The organism is Cupriavidus sp. GW822-FHT03E04 (assembly GCF_058801495.1).
The window spans coordinates 280,564-303,749 of sequence record NZ_JBXANI010000005.1 but is presented as its reverse complement, the minus strand read 5'-3'; the positions used below and the strand labels follow the sequence as shown (position 1 = coordinate 303,749).

At 65.7% G+C, this 23,186-nt stretch carries 23 protein-coding genes and 1 tRNA gene; 17 read left to right on the top strand and 7 right to left on the bottom strand.

What is annotated here, in order from left to right:
• Window positions 1-46: 46 nt before the first annotated feature.
• Both AC1RQC_RS08940 and AC1RQC_RS08935 read left to right on the top strand, forming a co-directional pair.
• Window positions 47-517: an excisionase family DNA-binding protein gene (locus AC1RQC_RS08940; protein WP_492882977.1), complete on the top strand. Its 471-nt coding sequence runs from the start codon at window positions 47-49 to the stop codon at window positions 515-517.
• Entirely contained in the window at window positions 517-1,098 is a 582-nt protein-coding gene (locus AC1RQC_RS08935; protein WP_492882975.1) for a VapC50 family PIN domain-containing toxin, read from the top strand. Before AC1RQC_RS08940 ends, AC1RQC_RS08935 begins: the two co-directional genes overlap by 1 nt.
• Before the next feature lie 306 nt (window positions 1,099-1,404).
• Here AC1RQC_RS08935 and trfA read toward each other — a convergent pair whose 3' ends face one another.
• From trfA to ispB, 3 genes are all read right to left on the bottom strand, one after another.
• Window positions 1,405-2,229: a plasmid replication initiator TrfA gene (trfA, locus tag AC1RQC_RS08930; protein WP_492883018.1), complete on the bottom strand. Its 825-nt coding sequence runs from the start codon at window positions 2,227-2,229 to the stop codon at window positions 1,405-1,407.
• Window positions 2,230-3,158: 929 nt separating this feature from the next.
• Window positions 3,159-3,235: transfer RNA gene (locus AC1RQC_RS08925), tRNA-Pro, on the bottom strand.
• Between the two features lie 111 nt (window positions 3,236-3,346).
• The gene (ispB, locus tag AC1RQC_RS08920; RefSeq protein WP_492374687.1) at window positions 3,347-4,276 is read right to left on the bottom strand and encodes an octaprenyl diphosphate synthase; all 930 of its coding nucleotides are present in this window, start codon (window positions 4,274-4,276) and stop codon (window positions 3,347-3,349) included.
• Window positions 4,277-4,848: 572 nt separating this feature from the next.
• Here ispB and rplU point away from each other — a divergent pair.
• The 4 genes from rplU (at window position 4,849) to proB (ending at window position 7,899) form a co-directional block, all read left to right on the top strand.
• Window positions 4,849-5,160: a 50S ribosomal protein L21 gene (rplU, locus tag AC1RQC_RS08915; protein WP_006162510.1), complete on the top strand. Its 312-nt coding sequence runs from the start codon at window positions 4,849-4,851 to the stop codon at window positions 5,158-5,160.
• A gap of 70 nt (window positions 5,161-5,230) precedes the next feature.
• Entirely contained in the window at window positions 5,231-5,491 is a 261-nt protein-coding gene (gene rpmA, locus AC1RQC_RS08910) for a 50S ribosomal protein L27 (RefSeq protein ID WP_006162509.1), read from the top strand.
• A 149-nt stretch (window positions 5,492-5,640) separates the two neighbouring features.
• Window positions 5,641-6,741 (top strand): GTPase ObgE, encoded by a 1,101-nt coding sequence (gene obgE / locus AC1RQC_RS08905; RefSeq protein ID WP_441633931.1) that lies wholly within the window; start codon window positions 5,641-5,643, stop codon window positions 6,739-6,741.
• Window positions 6,742-6,780: 39 nt separating this feature from the next.
• Complete coding sequence (proB, locus tag AC1RQC_RS08900; RefSeq protein WP_309403639.1) at window positions 6,781-7,899, top strand: glutamate 5-kinase; 1,119 nt, start codon at window positions 6,781-6,783, stop codon at window positions 7,897-7,899.
• 98 nt (window positions 7,900-7,997) lie between these two features.
• Here proB and AC1RQC_RS08895 read toward each other — a convergent pair whose 3' ends face one another.
• Together AC1RQC_RS08895 and AC1RQC_RS08890 are read right to left on the bottom strand one after the other, a co-directional pair.
• The gene (locus AC1RQC_RS08895) at window positions 7,998-8,627 is read right to left on the bottom strand and encodes a CNP1-like family protein (protein ID WP_492374684.1); all 630 of its coding nucleotides are present in this window, start codon (window positions 8,625-8,627) and stop codon (window positions 7,998-8,000) included.
• Window positions 8,620-9,282, bottom strand: coding sequence for an RNA pyrophosphohydrolase (locus tag AC1RQC_RS08890; protein WP_043349734.1), 663 nt, complete (start codon window positions 9,280-9,282; stop codon window positions 8,620-8,622). Before AC1RQC_RS08890 ends, AC1RQC_RS08895 begins: the two co-directional genes overlap by 8 nt.
• Before the next feature lie 184 nt (window positions 9,283-9,466).
• On the opposite strand from AC1RQC_RS08890, the gene AC1RQC_RS08885 reads away from it, so the two are divergent.
• The 6 genes from AC1RQC_RS08885 to AC1RQC_RS08860 all read left to right on the top strand — a co-directional run bounded on the left by AC1RQC_RS08885 (window position 9,467) and on the right by AC1RQC_RS08860 (window position 15,272).
• The gene (locus AC1RQC_RS08885) at window positions 9,467-11,188 is read left to right on the top strand and encodes a proline--tRNA ligase (RefSeq protein ID WP_492374683.1); all 1,722 of its coding nucleotides are present in this window, start codon (window positions 9,467-9,469) and stop codon (window positions 11,186-11,188) included.
• A 5-nt stretch (window positions 11,189-11,193) separates the two neighbouring features.
• A complete protein-coding gene (locus AC1RQC_RS08880; protein ID WP_492374682.1) occupies window positions 11,194-11,958 on the top strand; it encodes a lytic transglycosylase domain-containing protein in 765 nt (254 codons plus the stop codon).
• Window positions 11,955-12,926, top strand: a complete 972-nt coding sequence (locus tag AC1RQC_RS08875) for a 2OG-Fe(II) oxygenase (RefSeq protein WP_492387143.1) — start codon at window positions 11,955-11,957, stop codon at window positions 12,924-12,926. Before AC1RQC_RS08880 ends, AC1RQC_RS08875 begins: the two co-directional genes overlap by 4 nt.
• Window positions 12,926-13,765 (top strand): helix-turn-helix domain-containing protein, encoded by an 840-nt coding sequence (locus AC1RQC_RS08870; protein WP_492808042.1) that lies wholly within the window; start codon window positions 12,926-12,928, stop codon window positions 13,763-13,765. Before AC1RQC_RS08875 ends, AC1RQC_RS08870 begins: the two co-directional genes overlap by 1 nt.
• 83 nt (window positions 13,766-13,848) lie before the next feature.
• Window positions 13,849-14,526: a LysE family translocator gene (locus AC1RQC_RS08865; protein ID WP_492374679.1), complete on the top strand. Its 678-nt coding sequence runs from the start codon at window positions 13,849-13,851 to the stop codon at window positions 14,524-14,526.
• Between the two features lie 125 nt (window positions 14,527-14,651).
• Complete coding sequence (locus AC1RQC_RS08860) at window positions 14,652-15,272, top strand: LysE family translocator (RefSeq protein ID WP_492374678.1); 621 nt, start codon at window positions 14,652-14,654, stop codon at window positions 15,270-15,272.
• Window positions 15,273-15,320: 48 nt separating this feature from the next.
• Here the strand turns inward: AC1RQC_RS08860 and AC1RQC_RS08855 are convergent, their stop codons facing one another.
• Complete coding sequence (locus tag AC1RQC_RS08855) at window positions 15,321-15,863, bottom strand: hypoxanthine-guanine phosphoribosyltransferase (RefSeq protein ID WP_017224402.1); 543 nt, start codon at window positions 15,861-15,863, stop codon at window positions 15,321-15,323.
• Window positions 15,864-15,941: 78 nt separating this feature from the next.
• Window positions 15,942-17,336 carry a signal recognition particle protein gene (gene ffh / locus AC1RQC_RS08850; protein WP_492374677.1) on the bottom strand — a complete coding sequence of 465 codons (1,395 nt, stop codon included), beginning with the start codon at window positions 17,334-17,336 and terminating at the stop codon, window positions 15,942-15,944.
• A gap of 103 nt (window positions 17,337-17,439) precedes the next feature.
• Here ffh and AC1RQC_RS08845 point away from each other — a divergent pair, with 103 nt between their 5' ends.
• The 5 genes from AC1RQC_RS08845 to ampD all read left to right on the top strand — a co-directional run bounded on the left by AC1RQC_RS08845 (window position 17,440) and on the right by ampD (window position 23,131).
• On the top strand, window positions 17,440-18,372 hold the full coding sequence (locus tag AC1RQC_RS08845) for a cytochrome C assembly family protein (RefSeq protein WP_416049726.1): 933 nt from the start codon (window positions 17,440-17,442) through the stop codon (window positions 18,370-18,372).
• A gap of 7 nt (window positions 18,373-18,379) precedes the next feature.
• The gene (locus tag AC1RQC_RS08840) at window positions 18,380-18,661 is read left to right on the top strand and encodes a PP0621 family protein (protein ID WP_492882973.1); all 282 of its coding nucleotides are present in this window, start codon (window positions 18,380-18,382) and stop codon (window positions 18,659-18,661) included.
• On the top strand, window positions 18,658-20,751 hold the full coding sequence (locus tag AC1RQC_RS08835; RefSeq protein ID WP_492374675.1) for a sensor histidine kinase: 2,094 nt from the start codon (window positions 18,658-18,660) through the stop codon (window positions 20,749-20,751). The genes AC1RQC_RS08840 and AC1RQC_RS08835 overlap by 4 nt, the downstream gene beginning before the upstream one ends.
• A gap of 84 nt (window positions 20,752-20,835) precedes the next feature.
• Window positions 20,836-22,518 carry a sigma-54-dependent transcriptional regulator gene (locus tag AC1RQC_RS08830; RefSeq protein ID WP_492374674.1) on the top strand — a complete coding sequence of 561 codons (1,683 nt, stop codon included), beginning with the start codon at window positions 20,836-20,838 and terminating at the stop codon, window positions 22,516-22,518.
• On the top strand, window positions 22,511-23,131 hold the full coding sequence (gene ampD, locus AC1RQC_RS08825) for a 1,6-anhydro-N-acetylmuramyl-L-alanine amidase AmpD (RefSeq protein ID WP_492374673.1): 621 nt from the start codon (window positions 22,511-22,513) through the stop codon (window positions 23,129-23,131). Before AC1RQC_RS08830 ends, ampD begins: the two co-directional genes overlap by 8 nt.
• Window positions 23,132-23,186 lie beyond the last annotated feature (55 nt).

Sequence of the window (23,186 nt, the reverse complement as noted above, 5' to 3'; positions counted from 1 at the left end):
GCGTAGCCTCAAGCAAGTAACTCATTAGGCCTAAATAGGAATTCATATGCGTACCGTAGATCGACTTCGTGGGGTGACCCCTCCGCCGATGACGGAGCGCGAGCTGGAGATGGCTCGTGTCGCGCAGCGCTGCATCATGGAGGCGCTGGACCATTCGCGTGCCGCATCAATCATATTAACTACGGATACGGGCGAGCACCCCTCTGTTGACGTTCCCCCGGCGGCTCTGAAACTCATTGGTCAACTGCTCGGCGCAATGAGCGAGGGTCGGCCGATCACACTCATGCCGGCAAAGCGGGAATTCACCACTGTTGAGGCTGCGCATTTTCTTAACGTGTCTCGACCGTTCGTTATCAAGGAAATTGAGGAGGGCAAGTTGCCTCACCGCATGGTGGGCACGCATCGACGGATTGCCTTTGAAGATCTGGTCGGGTACGCCAACAAGATGCGGGAAAAACAGGCTACCGCCCTGGAGCGTATGGCTGACAACGCTCGCGAGTTGGGTCTGGATTACTGATGGCGGGATACGCACGCTACACGGCGCTGCTGGACGCGTGTGTCCTCTATCCGATCGCCGTTACCGACTCATTGATGAGCTTGGCTACGGCGGGGCTCTTCGCTGCCAAATGGACCCAGCGAATCGAACAGGAATGGATCGCCGCGCTGGAGGAACAGAGGCCCGAACTGAAGGGCCGGCTCGATGTCCGGCGCGACTTCATGCGTGAGGCCGTGCCTGACTGGGAAGTGCCCGAGGCTGCTTGGGCGCCGCTCGTTGGGAACTACAAACTACCCGATCCAGACGATAGGCACGTTCTTGCGGCCGCTATTGCGGGGCACGCGGATTGCATTGTCACCCGCAACCGCCGTGATTTCCCGAAGGAGGTCGTGGGGGCATACGGTATCGAAGTGGTCGATCCAGACCTGTTCATCATCCACCAGTGGGATCTGGAGCCTATTGCCGCCATCGCGGCATTCAAGCATATGCGCGCCCGCTGGAAAAAGCCTCAGGCCACACCCGAGGATTTCGCACAGGCGCTGGAGCGCAGCGGCCTACCCGCAACGGCCCAGAGGCTACGAGAGGCGGCAGAGCTGATTTAGCCTGGTGCCATCACGTTTCGACAGGCGATCCGGCCGCCGCCGGCAACCTCGAGAGTGAAATCGAGCCCTCGGGCGACATCGTGTCCGAACATCCCTCCCTGTCTCGCTCTGGTCGCCACGCCGACACGCGCGAAGAGGTTGTGCATCCGATGTCGACGCATGAGGCAGAGGGCGGTGGGGCGACTGCAGGTCTTACGCTTCTTGTTCACAGCCGAGCGCTGGTAGAAAGAAGGTAGAAAGAAGGTAGAGGGGGGGATGGACTTTTTTCCTTTTGGAATCAGGCCGTTACAGCCACGCCGCGCGATCTTATCCCGACAAGTAGCGATGTTGTCCCGATGGAGCGCGATCTTGTCCCGAAGGGCGAGCGATCTTATCCCGATGCCCCGGTACCTTTGTCCACACGGCCAGCAGCAAGCCCTTGCTGCCTTTCTCGATGCGTGGTGCAGCGATGATTTCCAGTCGTTTCAGCTCCTCAAGTGCGGCTGGCAGGCTCTTCATGCGGAAGTCATACAAGCGGCCAGTGTAGGCCATCCATTCCTTTAACTCGGTGATGCGGTATCTTTGTACTGGGTCCGCAGACGCAGCAACCAGGCATTGCAGCCACTTTGCCATGCTGCCTAACTGGAGCCGTTTCTCCCAGTCTATTAGGGCGTATTCGCGGTTACTGAACAGCGTGAAGATGCGCGGGTCGATCTCAAAGTAGTAGGAGTCTTCCTCCTCATCGAAGCGCACGCGGTCGACCAGGTGCATCCAATCCTGCACCCGCCTGGAATCGATGCCCACCCTATAGCGCTTCGATTCGATGAACAGCGCACCAGTGAACAGGCGGCCAAAGGCACCGTGCAGCCATTCATAGTCGTGTTTGCCAGTCTTCCTGCCCATTGATTGGAGAAACTTCGCGCGCTTGATATAGACCCGATGGCCAAGCGGGAAGCCACGGGCCTCGAACAGTAGTTGAAGGAAAACGTCGCAGTCGGCTTCGTCAAGTTGCTGGCCGCTGTACATGATGCATACATCCTTACGGCTAGCCAGGGTGGTCTTGTTATGCATGGCGCGCCTCCCACGCCTGATCGGTGCAAAGAGGCAAGAGCGGGCTATATGGTTGGGAATTGCCCGCCTTGGCTCTTCCATGCCTGGCAAGAACCACTGCCTCGGAGCTTCAGCTTGCTTGGCTTCGAGTCGCGCCTCCGCTTGGCTGGCGAGCTCATGTATACGGCTGATCGCCGTGGACAGCGCCTCCATGACTTACCGCGCTGGGGATTGGGTTGCAGCCCAGCGCTGCCGGGTAAGCTGCTCCGCCTTGGTAGGGCACCCGCGAGGACGTTTTGGGGGCGGCGGCTCCGCAGGTCTGTACGAGTCGATCCATGCAATCACTTCGCGCTCGTACCAACAAAGACGCCTGCTATGAGGCATCTTGAAGGGCCGAGGGATCAAGTGCTGGTACTTTTCGTTCGTGGCAAACGTTCGGATCGATGTCGCGCTCTTGCCGATAAGTTCGGAGAGCTGCTCGATGAACAGGATTCGGACAATTGGGGTAGCAGTAACATGCTGGCCGGACAGTGACTCCGGCAACGCGGGAATGGGCATGGCTCATCCATAGATGCAGGTGGACCGATGAGGCCCTTGCAGCGATCTATCTTTGGAATGAGTGCTTTAACTTAGGGACTGAAACCTACGGGAGGAATGGCACACGGCGCCCGTTTCAGGTTCCCTTGGTGGTCCTGGGCACCACGATCATCGCAAGGGACTACACGACCTCGGGCGGTTACGCCGGGCAATCTTGTGTGAGTATCGCGCTATCGCTTTGTCGCGCGAGGGACTTGCTGGGCCAATTCCTATTTCACCGGGTGAGGGCCACTAATCCACATCACCACGCCAGCCACACAATGTGATCATGAACAGTAAGATAGAGCAGACTACGCCACCCGTCAATCCCCAAGGGACAGCGGTTGACCACGTGGGACACTCTTGGGACAGTGAAAGGCGGAATTTACTCTAAACTGCCATGCATAAAGACAAAGAGCCGAATCAACTAACTCGTTGATTCGGCTCTTTAATTTTGGTCGGGGTGAGAGGATTCGAACCTCCGGCCTCTACGTCCCGAACGTAGCGCTCTACCAGGCTAAGCTACACCCCGTTTGTTTTTCTCTGCGTTGCCTGCTTAATTACTGCTGCAGCGCGAAAGCACACAAGTGTAGCAGCCTTTTTTCCGGAATGGAAGAGGGCGCCGGCGCGGGGCGCCTTGGCATCAGGACTGCCGTTGCAGCGAGAATGCGCACAGGTCGATCAGCGTTTGCTTCAGTGGCGAGTCGGGGAACTGCTGGGCGGCCTTCTCCGCAGCTTCGGCTTCGCGCTGGGCTGCCTGGAAGGTGACATCGAGCGCGCCGCTGGCGTGGATCGCGGTGAACACCGCATCGAAATGCTCGGTGCCGCCTTGCACGATGGCTTCGCGAGCCAGCGTGCGTTGCTCCGCGGTGCCGTGCTCGAGCAGGTGCAGCAGCGGCAGGGTGGGCTTGCCTTCACGCAGGTCGTCGCCGGCATTCTTGCCCATCTGCTCGGCGCTGGCGGTGTAGTCCAGCATGTCGTCGATCAACTGGAACGCGGTGCCGATGCGCCGTCCGTATTCCGCGGCAGCTTCTTCGGTGGCCGCGTCCGCACCGGCCAGCACAGCGCCGAGCTGGGCCGAGGCTTCGAACAGCTTGGCGGTCTTGTAGCGGATCACTTGCAGGTAGCGCTCCACCGTGACCTCGGGATCGTGCATGTTCAGCAACTGCAGCACTTCGCCTTCGGCGATCACATTGGTGGCATTGGAGAGGATCTCCATAATGCGCATGCTGCCGGCGTCCACCATCATCTGGAAGGCGCGGGAATAGAGGAAGTCGCCTACCAGCACGCTCGCGGCGTTGCCGAAGACCGCGTTGGCGGTCTGGCGGCCGCGGCGCAGCTCCGACTCGTCGACGACGTCGTCGTGCAGCAGCGTGGCGGTATGGATGAACTCGACCACCGCGGCCAGTTCGTGGTGCCGGTTGCCGTCGTAACCGAAGGCCCGTGCGGACAGCAGCAGGATCACCGGGCGCAGGCGCTTGCCGCCCGCACTGATGATGTACTCGCCGATCTGTTCGATCAGGGGCACTTCCGAAGCGAGGCGCTGGCGGATAACCGAATCAACGGCGCGCATGTCGGCAGCGACCGGGGCAAGCAAGGCAGTGGCGGAAGACTGGGACAAGATGTTCACCGTTACGCAAAACCCGCCGATTATAAGCGATGCGGGTGTATGTATGTCCCCTGAACGGGGGGTGCGACAAGGCGCGCGGGCGCTGCGCGCGCAAAGCGGGCGTGGCAGTCCCGTGCACCTATAATGCCGCCATGACCCAGCCACCTTCCTCCTCGCGCCGCCAGCTCCGGCGCACCGCACTGTGGGCAGCTTTCGCCGCCCTGGCGGGTTTCCTGCTCGCGGATCTGATCTGACCTGGGTGGGCGGAGAAGTGCTTCAGGCGGCGCCACGCGGCGCCGGGCAGGCTATGTGTCTGTTTTCTTTGTACTTTTCCCGGCTTTGGTATAGAATCGTGGGTTTCCTCCGGCCGCTTTGTGTTGTCTGCAGATGCGCTGGTGGGAGATAACCGGGCCAATTGGGCCGTCCGGCTTGTCTGTTTTCCCTGTCCTGGTAGTTGCTTGGATCGGGATGAAACGGACGCAAGGGCGCGCCGGCGTTGGCTTTCGGCGTTTTATTTCACATCGAGAGGTTCGACAATGTACGCGGTCGTAAAAACCGGCGGCAAGCAATATAAGGTTGCTGCTGGCGAAAAACTTAAAGTAGAACAGATACCGGCAGACATTGGCGCAGAAATCACGCTCGACCAGGTGCTCGCAGTGGGCGCAGGCGACCAACTCAAGTTTGGTACGCCGCTGGTTAGCGGGGCTTCCGTCAAGGCTACCGTTATCTCCCAAGGTCGTCACGATAAGGTGAAGATCTTCAAGATGCGCCGTCGCAAGCACTATCAAAAGCGTCAAGGCCATCGTCAAAATTACACCGAGCTGCGCATCGAAGAGATCATTGGCTGAGCCAGCGCTCAGTCCTTATCGAAATCGAATTCAAGCGTAACTAGGTAAAGTAAAGCGACAGGAGTTAGTCATGGCACAGAAAAAGGGCGGCGGTTCCACACGGAACGGCCGCGATTCCGAATCGAAGCGTCTGGGCGTCAAGGTGTTTGGTGGTCAGGCCATCAACGCCGGCAGCATCATCGTGCGTCAGCGCGGTACCCGCGTGCACCCGGGCGATAACGTTGGCATTGGCAAGGATCACACCCTCTTTGCTCTCGTCGACGGCCACGTGCAGTTCGCCGTCAAGGGCGCTGCCAAGAAGCAGCAGGTCAGCGTCGTTCCGGCAGTCTGATCACAGCCTTTGCAGCATGAAGGCCCCGCAGTACTTGCGGGGCTTTTTCTTTTCTGGCGACAATGTCATTGTTGCCATTCGCCGCGCCCGCGGCCTTGCCATCCCGGCCGGGCGCGCGCTTTGCGGTCGCTACACCACGGAAGGTCATCATGAAGTTCATCGACGAAGCCAGAATTGAAGTCATCGCCGGCAACGGCGGCAATGGCAGCGCATCGATGCGGCGCGAGAAATTTGTGCCCTTCGGTGGCCCCGACGGTGGCGACGGCGGCAGCGGCGGCAGCGTCTACGCGGTGGCCGACCGCAACATCAACACGCTCATCGACTTCCGCTACGCCAAGAAGCACGTGGCGCGCAACGGCGAGAATGGCCGGGGCGCCGATTGCTATGGCGCGGGCGGCGAAGATGTGAACCTGCGCATGCCGGTCGGCACGCAGATCCTCGACATGGATTCCGGCGAGCTGATCGCCGACCTGACCGAGCATGGCCAGACCGTTTGCCTGGCCGAGGGTGGCCTGGGCGGCTGGGGTAACCTGCACTTCAAGTCCAGTACCAACCGCGCGCCCCGCCAGCAGGTGGACGGCAAGCCGGGCGAGCGCCGCATGATCAAGCTGGAGCTCAAGGTGCTGGCCGACGTGGGCCTGCTGGGCATGCCGAATGCCGGCAAGTCGACCTTTATCTCGCACATTTCCAATGCGCGCCCGAAGGTGGCCGATTACCCCTTCACCACCCTGCATCCCAACCTGGGCGTGGTGCGGGTCGATCACGAGCAGTCCTTTGTGGTGGCCGACATCCCCGGCCTGATTGAAGGCGCTGCGGAAGGCGCCGGGCTGGGCCATCAGTTCCTGCGCCACTTGCAGCGCACAGGGCTGTTGCTGCATATCGTCGACCTGGCGCCGTTCGATGAAGCCGTGGACCCGGTGGCCGAAGCCCGCGCCATCGTCAACGAGCTGAAGAAGTACGACGAAAGCCTGTACGAAAAGCCGCGCTGGCTGGTACTGAACAAGTTGGACGTGGTGCCCGAGGAAGAGCGCGATGCGCGCGTCAAGGACTTCGTCAAGCGCTACAAGTGGAAGGGCCCGGTGTTCCGCATCTCCGCCCTGACCGGCGAAGGCTGCCGTGAACTGATCTACGCGATCAAGGATCACCTGGCCGCGATCAAGGCCGAGGAAGTCGCCGCGCTGGCAGAGCCGGACATCCGCCTGGATGACCGCCTGCACAACGTCGACCAGTCCGGCGGCGAGCAGAACTAACGACAAAAACAGCAGCACCCAGCAGACAGGATTCCCGCCATGCAATCGGTCATCGCCCAGGCAAAACGTATCGTCGTGAAGGTTGGGTCCAGCCTGGTGACCAACGACGGCAAGGGCCTCGATCACGAGGCAATCGCCCGTTGGGCAGCACAGATCGCCAAGCTGCGCATGGCCGGCAAGGAAGTCGTGCTGGTCAGCTCCGGCGCCATCGCCGAAGGCATGCAGCGCCTCGGCTGGGTGCGCCGCCCAAAGGAAATCCACGAACTGCAGGCCGCCGCGGCAGTGGGCCAGATGGGCCTGGCCCAGGTCTACGAAAGCCAGTTCGGCCGCTACGGCATCCGCACCGCCCAGGTGTTGCTGACCCACGCCGACCTGGCTGACCGCGAGCGCTACCTCAATGCGCGCTCGACCCTGCTGACGCTGCTGTCGCTGGGTGTCGTGCCCATCATCAACGAGAACGACACCGTGGTCACCGACGAAATCAAGTTCGGCGACAACGATACCCTGGGTGCGCTTGTCACCAACCTGATTGAAGGCGACGCGCTGGTGATCCTGACCGACCAGCGGGGCCTCTATACCGCCGACCCCCGCAGCAACCCGCAGGCCGAGTTCGTCGACGAGGCGCTGGCTGGTGCAGTGGAGCTCGAAGCCATGGCCGGCGGCGCCGGCACGTCGATTGGCCGCGGCGGCATGCTGACCAAGATCCTGGCCGCCAAGCGCGCCGCCAAGTCGGGCGCGCATACCGTGATCGCTTCCGGGCGCGAAGCCAATGTGCTGGAGCGGCTGGCCGGGGGCGAAGGCATCGGCACGCAACTGCTGGCCCCCACTGGGCGCCTGACGGCGCGCAAGCAATGGATGGCCGACCACCTGCAGCTGCGCGGGCGGGTGATGATCGATGCCGGCGCGGTGGACAAGCTCACCAGCGGCGGCAAGTCGCTGCTGCCGATCGGCGTGGTGGAAGTGCAGGGTGAGTTCGCGCGTGGCGAGGTCATTGCCTGCATCGACGCGGCGGGCCATGAGGTGGCGCGCGGCATCACCAACTACGCCAGCTCGGAAGCCAAGCTGATCGCACGCAAGCCCTCGTCCGAGATCGAGCGGGTGCTTGGCCACCAGAACGAGCACGAGCTGATCCACCGGGACAACCTGGTACTGGTCTGAACGGACAGATTGTTCCGAGGTACGATGCAAAAAAGCCCGCGAGCGATCGCGGGCTTTTTTGCATCGTCAGGCGCCGTACTACCGCGCCGTTGCCGCCATCAACGTGTGATCGCGCTCTTGCGCGGCGCTTCGCCACGCAATTCCTTGACGATGTCCTGCGCCCTGCCTGCCGCTGAGCGGCCCTCGCACAGGAAATCCTTGGCCAGCGCCGCACCATAGTTATTGCGCGCGATGCCTGCCAGCTGGACCCAGCCATCGCGGTCGTCGGAGCGGTTGCGGACCCACTCGGTCGCGCCCCTGGGCAAGGTGGCGTACATCTTGCGCTCGAAGGTGTCGCAGCGCACGGCCTCGAAGCTCACATTGCGCATGCCGCTGGCACCGGTGATGACCACCGTATAACGCACGGCGCCATCCGCGCCCACGACCACGGACTTGCCATCGACGGCGAAGGTAAAGTTGCCGGCGGGGCTGACTTCGAACGGGATCAGGTCCGCATCCTGCGGCGGCGCAGGCAGCGCCGTCTCCACTTCCCTGAATTCCTTCGCGGCGAACGGGTCGAGGATGCTGAACTCCTTCTTCGGCGTGTAATCCTCGGACTCGTCCGGCATGGGCACATGCTGCGGCTTGGACGTGCTGCCGCAGCCGGCCAGGCCAAGGCAAAGGGTTGCAGCCAGCAAGCAGGCGGCGGGCAGGCTCGGGCGCAAGCCGCGGCCGGCAAAATCAATCATCGGTACTCCGTTCTGTGGACGCCGGCTGGGCCGGCGAAATTGGGCCCGGATCGTGGGCCAGGTCCTGATGCACCAGGTCCGGAACGCTGTCGGGATGCTCGTCCAGCCCCGCGCGAGCATAACCTGCGCGCACCGAACCGTGCCGGCCATGGGTGCCGTAGGGGCTCAGCGGCGCGCGGGTATTGCGCTGCAGGAAGCGAGACAACTCGGTCAGCGCGAGTTGGTAGACATCGCGCTTGAACTCGATGACAGCGTCTAGCGGGACCCAGTAATGGCTCCAGCGCCAGGCATCGAACTCCGGATGGTCGGTGGCGCGCAGGCGGATGTCGCAATCGCGGCCCGCCATGCGCAACAGGAACCAAATCTGCTTCTGTCCCCTGTAATGGCCGCGGATTTCGCGGCGGATGAACTTGTCCGGCACCTCATAACGCAGCCAGTCGCGCGTGCGACCGACAATCCTGACATGCTCGGGCAGCAGACCGACTTCTTCATGTAGCTCGCGGTACATCGCCTGTTCCGGCGTCTCGCCGTATTTGATGCCGCCTTGAGGAAACTGCCACGAATGTTCGCCGATGCGCTTGCCCCAGAACACCTCGTTCCGTGCGTTGATGAGGATGATGCCGACGTTCGGGCGAAAGCCTTCACGATCGAGCATGACTGCACCTCGAATCCTTTAGAATTAGGTTGATTATAAAGGAAGCGCGTAATGGGGCTTTGTGCAACGGGGTGCTGGTTTTCCCCGAGCAAAAAGCGCCGCATAATGCACGCGCGCCACGGATTCGCGCCATCTCGCCCCCGGCACCTGCCAGGGCGTGCATGGCCTCACGAGAAAGCAACGGATGAAAGCCTCGCAATTCTTCATTTCCACCCAAAAGGAAGCCCCTTCCGACGCGGAAATCGTGTCGCACAAGTTGATGATGCGAGCCGGCATGATCAAGAAGCTTGGCGCCGGCATCTATAACTACATGCCGGTCGGCCTGCGGGTGATCCGCAAGGTGGAAGCCATCGTGCGCGAGGAAATGAACCGCGCCGGCGCGGTCGAGCTGTCGATGCCGGTGATTCAGCCTGCCGAGCTGTGGCAGGAAACCGGCCGCTGGGACAAGATGGGTCCCGAGCTGCTGCGCCTGAAGGACCGCCACGAGCGCGACTTTGCCGTGCAGCCCACCTCCGAAGAGGTGGTGACGGACATCGCCCGCAGCGAAATCCGCAGCTACAAGCAACTGCCGATCAATTTCTACCAGATCCAGACCAAGTTCCGCGACGAGCGCCGGCCGCGCTTTGGCATCATGCGCGGGCGCGAGTTCACCATGAAGGACGCTTACTCCTTCGATCGTGACGCCGCAGGCCTGAAGGTGTCCTACGACAAGATGTTCGACGCCTACGTGCGCATCTTCCAGCGTTTCGGCCTGGAATTCCGTGCCGTCGCGGCCGACAACGGCGCCATCGGCGGCTCCGGCTCGCATGAGTTCCACGTGATCGCCGAGACCGGCGAAGATGCCATCGTCTACTGCCCCGACTCGGACTACGCCGCCAACATGGAAGCGGCCGAGGCCCTGCCGCTGCTGGCCCAGCGCGCCGCGCCGGCGCAAGCCATGGTCAACACGCCCACCCCGGGCAAGGCCAAGTGCGAGCACGTGGCTGAGCTGCTTGGCATCCCGCTGGCGCGCACGGTCAAGTCGATCGTGCTGGCCACCGAGGGCGAGGCCGGCGTGCAGATCTGGCTGCTGCTGCTGCGTGGCGACCATGAGCTCAACGAGATCAAGGCGTCCAAGGTGGCCGGCCTGGCCGAGTTCCGCTTCGCGACCGAGTCCGAGATCGTCGAGACGTTCGGCACGCCCCCGGGCTACCTGGGCCCCATCGGCGCCAAGAAGCCTGTCAACGTGGTGGCGGACCGCACGGTCGCCAACATGAGCGACTTCGTCTGCGGGGCCAACGAGCGCGACTACCACCTGACCGGCGTGAACTGGGGCCGCGACCTGCCCGAGCCTGTGGTGGCTGACCTGCGCAATGTGGTGGAAGGCGACGTTTCGCCGGACGGCAAGGGCACGCTCGCCATCTGCCGCGGCATCGAAGTCGGCCACGTGTTCATGCTCGGCACGCGCTATTCGGAATCGATGGGCGCCACCTTCCTGGACGAGAACGGCAAAACCCAGCCCATGCAGATGGGCTGCTACGGCATTGGCGTGACCCGTATCCTGGGGGCCGCCATCGAGCAGAACTTCGACGAGCGCGGCATCATCTGGCCCGCTTCGATCGCCCCGTTCGCGGTGGTGGTCTGCCCGGTTGGCTACGATCGTTCCGAGGCCGTCAAGGCCGAGGCCGACCGTATCCATGCTGAGCTGCTGGCAGCCGGCGTCGATGTGATCCTGGACAACCGCGGCGAGCGCCCCGGCGCCATGTTTGCCGACTGGGAACTGATTGGCGTGCCGCACCGCGTAGTGGTGGGCGACCGTGGCCTGAAGGAAGGCCGCGTGGAGTACCAGGGGCGGCGCGACGCCGAGGCCACCCAGTTGCCGGTCGCGGACGTGGTTGCTCACGTGCGCGGGCTGTTGTCCGCCTGAGCGCCATGCGCCTCCTGGACCCGCTGCGTCTGCCGGGCCTGATCCCGGGCCGCCTGGGCGTGGCACGGGTCAGTGCCGGCTTGCTGCTGGTGCTCAGCGCCGCCGCCCACGCCGGGGCCCAGAAGGAAGAGGACCTGGCCGACTCGGTGCGCGGCGCGCTGGCCGCGGCCATTGCCGACAGCCGCCCGCTGCGCCCGGCCTTTGCCACCGGCGGTGAGCAACTGGCCTACCTAAAGTGGCTGGAAGAAATGTCGCACCGGCTCGCGGGGCGCATCCCCGAGCCGCAGGTGCGCATCGAACTGATCGAGACCGCTTACTACGAGGCCAAGCGCGCCGGGCTGGAACCGGCGCTGGTGCTAGGGCTGGTGCAGGTCGAGAGCAATTTCCGCAAATACGCGATCAGCTCGGCCGGTGCCCGCGGGCTGATGCAGGTGATGCCCTTCTGGGTGCGCAGCATCGGCGACAGCGACAGCCGCAAGCTGTTCCACCTGCAGAGCAACCTGCGCTACGGCTGCACCATCCTGCGCTACTACCTGGACCGCGAGCAGGGCGACCTGTTCCTGGCGCTGGGCCGGTACAACGGCAGCCGCGGCCGCCCCGATTATCCCAATGCGGTGCTGGCAGCGTGGAAGCGCTGGCAGTATTCCGAAGCCACGGTCACCGTCGCCGGCGACCCCGAAACCGGCACGGGCACCCGCAGCCGCGTGGTGCCGCCCGAAGCGCCGGCGCGCAACCCGTTTTCGCCGCAGCGGCTGGCTAATCCCTCATGAGCAACACTCGCGCCACCGGTGCCACTGGCGACACCGCCGGCAAGGCGGGCTACACCAGTTCCTCGGCGGACCTGCAGCGCTGGCTGCGGCGCCATATCGGGCAGGGCTTTGGCGCCGAGGCGCTGGTGCAGTCGATGTGCCAGTCCGGCTACGAGCAGGCCTTCGCGCAAGCCACGGTGGCCGCGGCGCTGTCCGCCGCGGCACGGGCAGAGGTGCGGGGGACGCCGCCGGACAACGCCGCGGAGATGGCCGCGGAGCTGGGCATCGGCAAGCCGGCCGAGCGCGCAGGGGGCCAGGGTGGTGGCCGTGACCAAACTGGCGCGCAAGGCAGCCGCAACGCGGCGCATTTCGCCGGCCGCGAGATTCCCATCTTGTTCACGCTCGCGGCACCGCGCGTGACCCTGTACCAGCAACTCCTGACCGATGCCGAATGCGACGCCCTGGTGGCGCTGGCGCGCGGCCGCCTGACGCGCTCACCCGTGATCAACCCCGACACCGGCGACGAGAACCTGATCGAGGCGCGCACCAGCCTGGGCGCGATGTTCCAGGTCGGCGAGCATGCGCTGATCGAGCGCATCGAGGACTGCATCGCCGCCGTGACCGGGATTGCCGCGGACCGCGGCGAAGGCTTGCAGATCCTCAACTACAAGCCCGGCGGCGAGTACCAGCCGCACTACGATTTCTTTAACCCGCAGCGCCCCGGCGAGGCGCGCCAGCTCAAGGTCGGCGGGCAACGCGTCGCCACCCTGGTGATCTACCTGAACAGCCCGCCGGCGGGTGGCGCCACGGCCTTCCCCAAGCTTGGCCTGGAGGTGGCGCCGGTCAAGGGCAATGCGGTCTATTTCAGCTATCGCAAGTCCGACGGCGCGCTGGACGAGCGTACCCTGCATGCCGGCTTGCCCGTTGAAGCGGGCGAGAAATGGATCGCCACCAAGTGGCTGCGCGAACGCCCGTACCGGACCGACTGATGCGCACCGGCAGCACCGCAGGGCAGGCGCGCTACTGGTTCGATCCCGCCATGCCGTACGTCGAGAGCCGCTGCGCCAGCGACAGCGGCGCGGCATACCTGCCGCATACCCATCCCACCTTGTCGATTGGCGCCGTCGATGGCGGCCATAGCCTGTTTGGCACAGGGACCGAGTCGGTACGGCTGGCGCCCGGCGACGTGGTCGTGATCCCGGCCGGGCAGGTGCATTCCTGTAATCCGGAGCCCGATGCGCGCTGGAGCTACCAGATGCTGCACCTGGACCCGGCATGGGTGGGCACGGTGCTGGAGGCGCGCGGCGTGGCGGTGTTGCCCGCGGCGCTGGCGCGGGTGCGTGTCACCAGCGCGCCAGATACCTATGCCGGCCTGTGCCGGCTTAACGATGTGCTGTTCTCCGCAGCCCCGCAGGCCACCAAGGAAGCGGCGCTAGGCGGCTTCGTGGCCGCACTGCTCGGCGGTGCCGACCAGCGCCAGGCGGTGCGCGCGCCGCGCCAGCCAGTCACGCCAGAGGCCCGGCTAGCCGGCCTGGTCGCGCTCCTGCATGCGCATCACGCGGAGCCGCTGCCGCTGGCGGAACTGGCGCGCGGCGCCGGCATGAGCCGCTATCAGTTGATCCGCGCCTTCCGGGCCGACCTCGGCATGACCCCGCATGCCTACCAGCTGGATCTGCGCATCAACCACGCGCGCCAGCTGCTGCGCGCGGGTGGGGCGCCGGCGGAGATCGCCCAGGCGCTGGGCTTTTCCGACCAAAGCCACTTCCAGCGCGCCTTCAAGCAGCGCGTGGCGCTGACGCCGCGCAGCTATCAGCGCCGCAGCGGCTGAGCCGCCGCGCGCAATTTTCTCCAATACTTGCCGCCCCTCGCGGCCCAGACTTCGTGCTCATTCGAAGACACGAAAGGACTGGCGTGGATTTCCCTGTTGATTCCGGCCTCGGCCAATTTGCCATGGTGGCGGGCGCGCATTTTCTTGCACTGCTCAGCCCGGGCCCCGACTTTTTCCTGGTAGTGCGCAGCGCGCTGGTGCATGGCGTGGGCCGCGCCAGCGCCGTCTGCCTGGGCATCGCGCTGGGAAACGGCGTGTTTATCGGGCTGGCCATCACCGGGCTGGCCGCTACCCGCGCCAGCCAAGGCGTGTTCATGCTGCTGCAGTGGGCGGGTTGCCTGTACCTGGCCTGGCTGGGCTGGCGGCTGCTGCGTGCCAGCGGCGAGACGACGCTGCCCGGCGCAGATGGCGAAAATGGCAAAGATAGCCAGCAAGCGCAGGGCACTGGCCCCGCGGCGTACGCGGCGCAACTCGTGACGGGCTTCCTGTCCGCCGTGCTCAATCCCAAGAATGCGTTGTTCTACGCCAGCCTGTTCTCGGTGCTGGCCGGCACCCGCACGCCGCTGGCAGCACAGCTGGGCTACGGCGCCTGGATGTTCGCCATGGTCTTCGCCTGGGACATGCTGGTGGCCTGGGGCGTGCGCCATCCGCTGGTGCGCACGCGTTTTGCCCGCTCGGTTCGGGGCGTGGAGCGGGCGACCGGCGTGGTGCTGTGGGGGATTGCGCTGGTGGTGGCGGCGAACGCGCTCAACGCGACATGACGCGGCATGATGCGGTGGCTACGCGCCAAGCCGTATCGCCAGTTTTCTGGTTAACTGTACCGGTACTGTACAGTTTTGCATGGCTAGACTAGCTCCATTCCTTTTCGTATTCGATGGAGCCAGTCATGGCAGTGCCCCAGCTTGTTGCCGGATCCGGCGTGTTCGCCGCGTTCTGCGCGTTTGCCCTCGTGTCGTCGATTACCCCGGGCCCCAACAACACCATGGTGCTGGCTTCGGGCGTGAATTTCGGCTTTGCCCGCACAGTGCCCCATGTGCTGGGTATCAGTATCGGCTTCGGCCTGATGGTGGCGGTGGTCGGCCTCGGGCTCGGATCGCTGTTCGCCGCGTTTCCGTGGACCTGGCAGGTGCTGCGCGTGGTGGCGGTGGTCTATCTCACCTGGCTGGCGTGGAAGCTGGCGACCGCGGGCGGCGTCCAGGACCAGGAGGTGGGCAAGCCCATGGGCTTCCTTGCGGCGGCCGCGTTCCAGTGGGTCAATCCCAAGGCTTGGGTGATGGCGGTGGGCGCGTGCAGTACCTACGTGCTGCACGGCAATGTCTGGCTCAATGTGTTGCTGCTGTCCGGCCTGTTCGCCGTGATCAACCTGCCCAGCGTGGCAATGTGGGCCGTGTTCGGCTCGGCCATGCGGCGCTGGCTGGCGCAGCCCCGGGCGCTGCGCCTGTTCAACGTGGCGATGGCGCTGTTGCTGCTGGTCTCGCTGTGGCCGATCGTCAGCGCCAGGCCGTAACGCGCAGACTGAGCGCGAGGCCTGGGCGCAAGGACTCAGCGCAAGGCCTCAGCGCAAGGCCCGGATGGCGGGCAGGTTGCGCCAGTAGCCGTGGGCGTCCATGCCGCAGCCGAAGACATAGCGCTCAGGCACGGTGAAGCCACAGAAGTCCGGGTGCATGGGCTTTGCCTTTTGCAGCACTTTTTCGCACAGCACGGCGGCGTAGACATTGGTCGCGCCCATGTCCATGATGCGCTGGCGGATGGCCGCCATGGTCTCGCCTTCGTCCAGGATGTCGTCCAGCACCAGCACCGTGCGGCCCTTGACCGATTCGCGCGGCGCCACGCGCCATTGCATCTCGCCGCCCACCGTCTTGTTGTTGTAGCGCGAGAGGTGGATGTAGTCGAACTCCAGCGGGAACGCCAGCTTGGGCAGCAGCATGCCGGTGAAGACGACTGCGCCGCCCATCACCGACAGCACCAGCGGGAAGGTATCGCCCATCTTTTCCGTGATCTCGCCAGCCATGCGGTCCAGCGAAGCCTGGACGGCCTCGGCGCTGACGATTTCCTCGGAGTTGGCCCACAGTTCGCGGGCCTGTTCGGCGGTCATCATGATGTGGATCCTGTCTCAGTCTTTGTCTTTTGCGGGTGACGCGGCGCCCGGGGAGCGGGCGCCGCCGTGCCAGACGGCTTAGCGGTTGAAGAGTCCCTTCATGCCGCCCTTCATCGCGCCCATCGAGCGCATCATCTTCATCATGCCGCCGCCCTTGAGCTTCTTCATCATGCTCTGCATCTGGTCGAACTGGTTGAGCAGGCGGTTGACTTCCTGCACCGGCACGCCGGCGCCGGTGGCGATGCGGCGCTTGCGGCTGGCCTTGATCAGGTCGGGCTTGGCGCGCTCGGCGGCCGTCATGCTGTTGATGATGCCCTCCATGCGGCGCACCTGCTTCTCGGCCACGTCCATATTGGCGCCCTGCGCCTGCTGGGCGAACTGCGCCGGCAGCTTGTCGACCAGGCTGCCCAGGCCGCCCATCTTCTTCATCTGGCCGATCTGCGCCTTGAAGTCTTCCAGGTCGAAGTCGCCGGTCTTCTTGATCTTCTTGGCCAGCTTCTCGGCGGCTTCCATGTCCACGCCGCGCTGGGCTTCCTCGACCAGCGCGAGGATGTCGCCCATGCCCAGGATCCGCTGGGCCATGCGATCGGGGTAGAAGGGCTCAAGGCCGTCCAGCTTTTCGCCAACGCCGACGAACTTGATCGGGCGGCCGGTGATGTGGCGCACCGACAGCGCGGCACCGCCGCGCGCATCGCCGTCCAGCTTGGTCAGCACCACGCCGGTCAGGGGCAGGGCGTCATTGAAGGCGCGCGCGGTGTTGACCGCGTCCTGGCCCAGCATGGCGTCGACTACGAACAGGGTTTCGACCGGCTTGATCTCGGCGTGCAGCGCTTTGATTTCCTGCATCATGGCTTCGTCGATACCCAGGCGGCCTGCCGTATCGACGATCAGCACGTCGTGATAGTGCTTGCGGGCCCAGTCCACTGCCGCGCGCGCGATGTCCACCGGCTTCTGGTTGGGCTCGGAGGGGAAGAAATCGGCGCCGACCTGCTCGGATACGGTCCTGAGCTGGGCGATCGCGGCGGGGCGGTAGACGTCGCACGAGACCGTCAGCACCTTCTTCTTCTTGTTTTCTTTCAGCCACTTGGCCAGCTTGCCGACGGTGGTGGTCTTGCCGGCGCCCTGCAGGCCGGCCATCAGGATGATCGCGGGCGGCTGCACCGCCAGGTTCAGCTCGCCGCTCTTGTTGTCGGCGGACAGGCTTTCCTCGCCGCCGATGACGGCGGTCAGCTCGCGCTGCACCACGCCCACCAGCGCCTGGCCCGGCGTCAGGCTGGACACCACGTCCTCGCCCAGTGCCTTTTCCTTCACGCGGGCGATGAATTCCCGCACCACCGGCAAGGCGACATCGGCCTCCAGCATGGCCAGGCGCACTTCGCGCAGCATTTCGGCGGTATTGGCTTCGGTCAGGCGAGCCTCGCCGCGCATGGTCTTGACGACCCGCGCCAGGCGTTGAGTGAGATTGTCCAGCATGGCAGAAGTCCGGGGGATAGAGCTTGATCGAGGCTTGAGGCTGGCTCTTGGCCCGGCTCAAGCGGGGCGCCACCGGGACGGGGCGCTAAGGTAAACTGTGCAAATGGCCATTGTACTGTATGCCTTGACGGCACTTCTCTATTGCGGCCTGGCCTATCACGGCTGGGCGACGCGCAACCCGCAGCTATCGGCTGCCGGCAACGGCGGTGCCATTGGGGGCGCGGCGGCGACCGCGCTGCTGCACGGCGGCGGCGGGGCCGGCGGGCGCGGCGAGGGCCGCCCGGCCTGGTGGCACGCGCTGATGCTGGCAGCGGTGGCCAGCCACGGCCTGCTGCTGCACGAGACCATCTTCCCGGCCGACCGCATGGTGTTCGGCTTTGCCTTTGCGCTGTCGGCCATGCTTTGGCTGGGCGTGGGCATCTACTGGATCGAGAGCTTCTTCTTCTCGCTGGCCGGCCTTGGGCTGATCGTGGTCCCGGTGGCGATGCTCGCGAGCCTGATGCCGCTGGCGTTTCCCGGCGCGCAGATCCTGGGCTACGCGGCGCGGCCGTTGTTCAAGCTGCACTTCATCATTGCCAACGTGGCCTATGGCCTGTTCACGCTGGCAGCCTTCCATGCCTTTCTGATGCTGCTGGCCGAGCGCCGCCTGCATGGCTTCAACCGTTCGCCCCAGGTGGGCAAGGCGAGCGAGCCGGCCCAGTGGGTGGGCCGCTGGCTCGACCTGCTGCCGCCGCTGCTGACACTGGAGAAGCTGCTGTTCCGCCTGATCGGCGCCGGCTTCGTGCTGCTGACGCTGACGATCCTGTCGGGCCTGCTGTTCTCCGAGCAACTGTTCGGCCGGGCCTTCCGGCTCGACCACAAGACCGTGTTCGCGCTGCTGTCGTGGGCGATGTTCGCGGGCATCCTGGCCGGGCGCACCTTCTACGGCTGGCGCGGGCGCACCGCGCTGCGCTGGGTGATTGCGTCCTTCGGCATCCTGCTGCTGGCTTATGTCGGCAGCCGCTTCGTCATCGAAGTCATACTGCACCGAATCTGAGGCCGGCATGGCACGCATCTTCCTTGTCCTGGCTGTCGTGCTGGGTTGTTTCTGGTGGCTTCGCCAGCGCGCCCAGGCGCGCCTGCGGGAGGACCGCGCCGCCCGGCACGGTCCCGCGCAAGGCTCGCCGGTGCGCAACCAGCCTGCCCCCCCGCAGGAAGCCATGGTGCAATGCGCGCGCTGCGGGGTGCATCTGCCGCAGGGCGAAGCTATCGTCTACCGTGGCTTGCACTACTGCCGGCGCGCCCACCTGCCGGCCGATAGCGATCCGGACAGCCCTGCCGCATGAACGGGCCGGCCTCGTTCTGGTCCCGCCTGAATGCCTGGCGCGCCCTCGCGGCGATGTGGCGCCAGCCCGAACCTCCTGAATTCCACTGGCGCTTGCTGCGCTATTTCTGCTGGACCCGGCTTGCCGTAGCCGCGCTGCTGCTGGGCTACGCCTGGCTGCCGGCCCAGCGCGCCGAGGCCGAGCGGGCCGCGCAGGCGCTGGGCAGCGGACTGGGCGGCGGGTTCGGCAGCGGCCTGGCCGCGCTGCCGCTGGCCGTGCCCTATGCCGTGGTGGCGCTGGGGATGGTGGTCGCCACGCTCTGGTGGCGCCGCGGCTTTCACCTGCGGGTGCGCTTCCAGGTGCTGGCCGACCTCGCCCTGCTGGGCCTGATCTTTCACGCGCAGGGCCATCGCGGCGAGGGGCTCGCCATGATCTTCTTGTTGCCCGCGCTGCAGGCCGGCGCGCTTACCAGCCTGCTGTTCGCGCTGTTCACCGCGGCAGCTTCGGCGCTGCTGGTGATGAGTACCCCCTTCGCGCAGACCTTGCTGTTGCGCCAGGCCGACACGGGTTTGCTGGGCTCGGGGCTGTACGGGCTGGTCTTCATGATCGCGGCCTCGCTGATGTACCTGCTGGCCAACCGCCAGCTTGCACAGGAGCGGCTGGCGCTGGCGCGCGAGCAGGAGCTGCGCCTGCAGCAACTGGTCAACCGCCTGATGGTCAACGACATGCAGGACGGCGTGATGCTGCTGCGCGCCAACGGCGCGGTGGTGGCGGCCAACCCGGCCGCGGTGGTGCTGCTGGGCGTGCAGCCTGCCGAACGGGGCAAGCCCACGGACACGCCCGCCAATGGGCGCGATGCGCTGTTCGACCTGCGCCAGATCCCCCGCCTGCAGCCGTTGATGGAAATGCTGCGCGACTGGGTGCGCAGCAAGGACGATGCGCCCCGCATCCTGCAATTGCTGCCGCTGCCGTCGCGGCCATCCTCGGGGCGCGGCCCCATCCTGCATACGCGGCTGCGGCTGCGTTTCTTGCTGCCGGGGCTGGCCAGCCTGCGCTCCACCTTCGCGTCCTCGATGTCGGTCTCGCTCAGTGCGCAGAACGCCATGAACACCGGCACCTGGAACGAGCTGTCGCCCGAGGCGGCGGCGCGGCTGCGCCTGGCCATCGCCCAGAGCGAGGCCATGGCGTGGCGCCCGGAGGACGAGGCGTTGCTGCGCAGCGAGATGCGCGACACGGTGCTGGTCCATATCGAAAGCTGGGAGCGCATCGCCGAGCAGGTACAACAGGAGAAGCTGGCAGCCATGGGGCGCCTGGTGGCCAGCGTGGCACACCAGATCCGCAATCCGCTGGCGGCCATCAGCCAGGCCAGCGAGCTGCTGGCCGAAACCAGTCGCCGGGCCGCGCGCCCGGGCGAGGCGGGCCGCGCGGAGGGCGACGTGGATGCGCGGCTGCTGCGCATCATTCACGATAATGTGCGCCGGCTCGACCAGGTGGTGTCGGACGTGCTGCAGATGTCGCGCCGCCCGCGCACCGAGCGCACCACGGTGGACCTGAACCAGGCGCTGCCGGAGATCGTCGGCCGCTGGCGGCTGGAGATGCGCGCCCGCTCCGCCGACCACGACCCGGTCGGCGCGCGGCGCGTGCCGCGTCCGGCCGAGATCAACGCCAATGCCATCCGACTCACGGTGGACGTGGCGCGCCCGGTCATCTTCGATGCCTCCCAGTTGCAACAGGTGCTTGGCAACCTGCTCGACAATGCCTGGCGCTATTGCAGCCGCCTGCCCGGGGCGATCCGCCTGCTGGCCCATGCGCTGGACCAGCACCATGCCGAGCTGATCGTCTGGAACGATGGCGTCGAGGTGTCGCGCGAGCACCAGCGCACCTTGTTCGAGCCCTTCTTTACCAGCAACGCCCAGGGCACCGGCCTCGGATTGTTCATGGCACGCGAGCTTTGCGGCGCCAACGACGCCCAGGTGCGCTATGGCACGATTTCGATCGATGCGCTGCTGGCGCAGACCGGCATGCTGGCGCCCGCCGCACGCGATACACTGCCGGCCAAGGCTTTTGTCCTGACCTTGCGCATCGAAGCGCCGGACAGCGCGGGTGGCTGAGCCGCGCTGGTTTGACCGGCCACGCGGCCAGTCTCTCGTTTAGCCGCCCCGATTTCACTTCGCCAGATCGCCAGACGCAGACCCATGCCAATCAAGACGCCAGGCCCCGACCCGATTCTCGTCATCGACGACGAGGCCGACCTGCGAGAACTGCTCGATATCTCGATCCGCCGCATGGGCCACGATGTCGTGCTGGCCGGCTCGCTGGCCGAGGCGCGCCAGCAGCTCGCCGCGCGCCGCTATAGCCTGGTGCTGACCGACATGCGGCTGGGCGACGGGCTGGGCATCGATATCGTGCGCCAGCTATCGAGCGCGCCGGAGCGGGTGCCGGTGGCCGTGATCACCGCCTACGGCAGCGCGGACAACGCCGTGGAGGCGCTCAAGGCGGGCGCCTTCGACTACATCGCCAAGCCGGTCTCGCTGGACCAGCTGCGCAGCTTGATCCTGAATGCGCTGGGGCGCCAGCAGCGTGATGGCGCCGAGGGTGTGGAGGGCGGTGACGGCGGCAGCGGGGCGCACGAAACCGTGGACCGCGCCGTCAACCTGCTGCCCGGCCATTCTCCGGCCATGCATGAGGTGCGGCGCTCGCTCTCGCGGCTGGCGCGCAGCATGGCGCCGATCGTCATCAGCGGCGAGTCCGGCAGTGGCAAGGAGCGCGCGGCGCGTGCCATCCACGCAGTCAGCGCGCGCGCGGCGCATCCCTTTATCGCGGTCAATTGCGGCGCCATCCCCGAGACCCTGATGGAGTCGGAGTTCTTTGGCCATGTGAAAGGCGCCTTCACCGGGGCCGACGCCGAGCGCGGCGGCTTTTTCCAGGCTGCCAATGGCGGCACGCTGCTGCTCGACGAGGTGGCGGACCTGCCGCTGGCGATGCAGGTCAAGCTGCTACGCGTGCTGCAGGAACGGCGCGTGCGCAAGATCGGCGCGAGCCGCGAGGAGAGCGTGGACGTGCGGGTGCTGTGTGCCAGCCACAAGGATCTTTCCGCGATGGTCGCCTCCGGCCAGTTCCGCCAGGACCTGTTCTACCGCCTCAACGTGCTGGCGCTGCGCATGCCCACGCTGCGCGAGCGGCGCGAGGATATCCCGGTGCTGGCCAGCGCCATCCTGGAACACCTGGCGGTGCGCTATGGCGATCCCCATCCCAAGCGGCTGGCGGTGGCCGCGCTGCAGCGGCTGTCCGACTATGCGTTCCCGGGCAATGTACGCGAGCTGGAGAACCTGCTCGAGCGCGCCTATGCCTTCGCCGAGGGCAATACCATCGAGGTGGACGACCTGGGCCAGTTGGACGCGGGCATGGGCCATACGGCCATGCCACGCCCGCCCGCGCCGCACGCCTACCTGGCTTCGGCGGCTGCGCCGGCTGGCGCGCCGGCGGCGTCCGGCTTGCGGCCCGACACCATGCAGGAGCTTGCGTACGATGCGCGGGCCGACTCCCGGGGCGGCGCGCAGCCCGATCTGTTTGCGCAACCTGCGGCGTCTCGCGCCGCGGAGGCGGCCGCAGACGCTTGCCGTGCCACCTTCCCGATCGACCTGCCCGGCCGGCTCGAAGCGCTCGAGCGCGACCTGATCCTACAGGCGCTGCAGCAGACCGGCTTCAACCGGACAGCCGCCGCGCCGCTGCTGGGCCTGAGCTTTCGCCAGCTGCGCTACCGCATCCAGCAGCTTGGCATCCGCGAGGGCCGCGACGACCCGGCCGACGGTGCCGCCGAAACCAGAGAAGCGCTGCGCGACGGGCTGTTGGCGGCGGATGGAGATCGCGATGCCTGACCACGACCCGGCCGCCAAGTTCGCGCCCAACTCGCCATTCGTCCCCGACCCGGCGGGCTGGGTGCCCGCCGCGCGCCACGTGCCGTCCCCCAATTTCGACGCCCGGCCCGCGCACACGCCGGTGGACCTGGTGGTGATCCACAACATCAGCCTGCCGCCCGGGCAGTTCGGCAGCGGCGATATCGAAGCCTTTTTCCTGAACCGTCTCGACCCGTCCCGCCATCCGTTTTTCGAGACGATCCATCAAGTGCGGGTGTCGGCGCATTTTTTGGTGACGCGAGGGGGCGAGCTGGTCCAGTTCGTGTCTTGCCTGGACCGCGCCTGGCACGCAGGCCAGTCCGAATTCTTCGGCCGGCCCCGTTGCAACGACTTCTCCATCGGCATCGAGGTCGAAGGCAGCGACGACCAGCCGTTCACGTTGGCCCAATACCACACCACCGCAGCGCTGGTGCGTGCCCTGCTAGGCGCTTATCCGGTGCGGGCCGTGGCGGGGCATAGCGATATCGCGCCAGGGCGCAAGACGGATCCGGGACCACATTTCGACTGGGCGGGTTTTGCCGCCGCAGCCGGCGTGGCGCCCGCACAACTGCCTTACCGCAAAGAACAGCCCTGAGGCAAGGGCTGCAAGCGAGGTCTAGGGGATAGCCGCAATCTGGGGAAAACCCTGA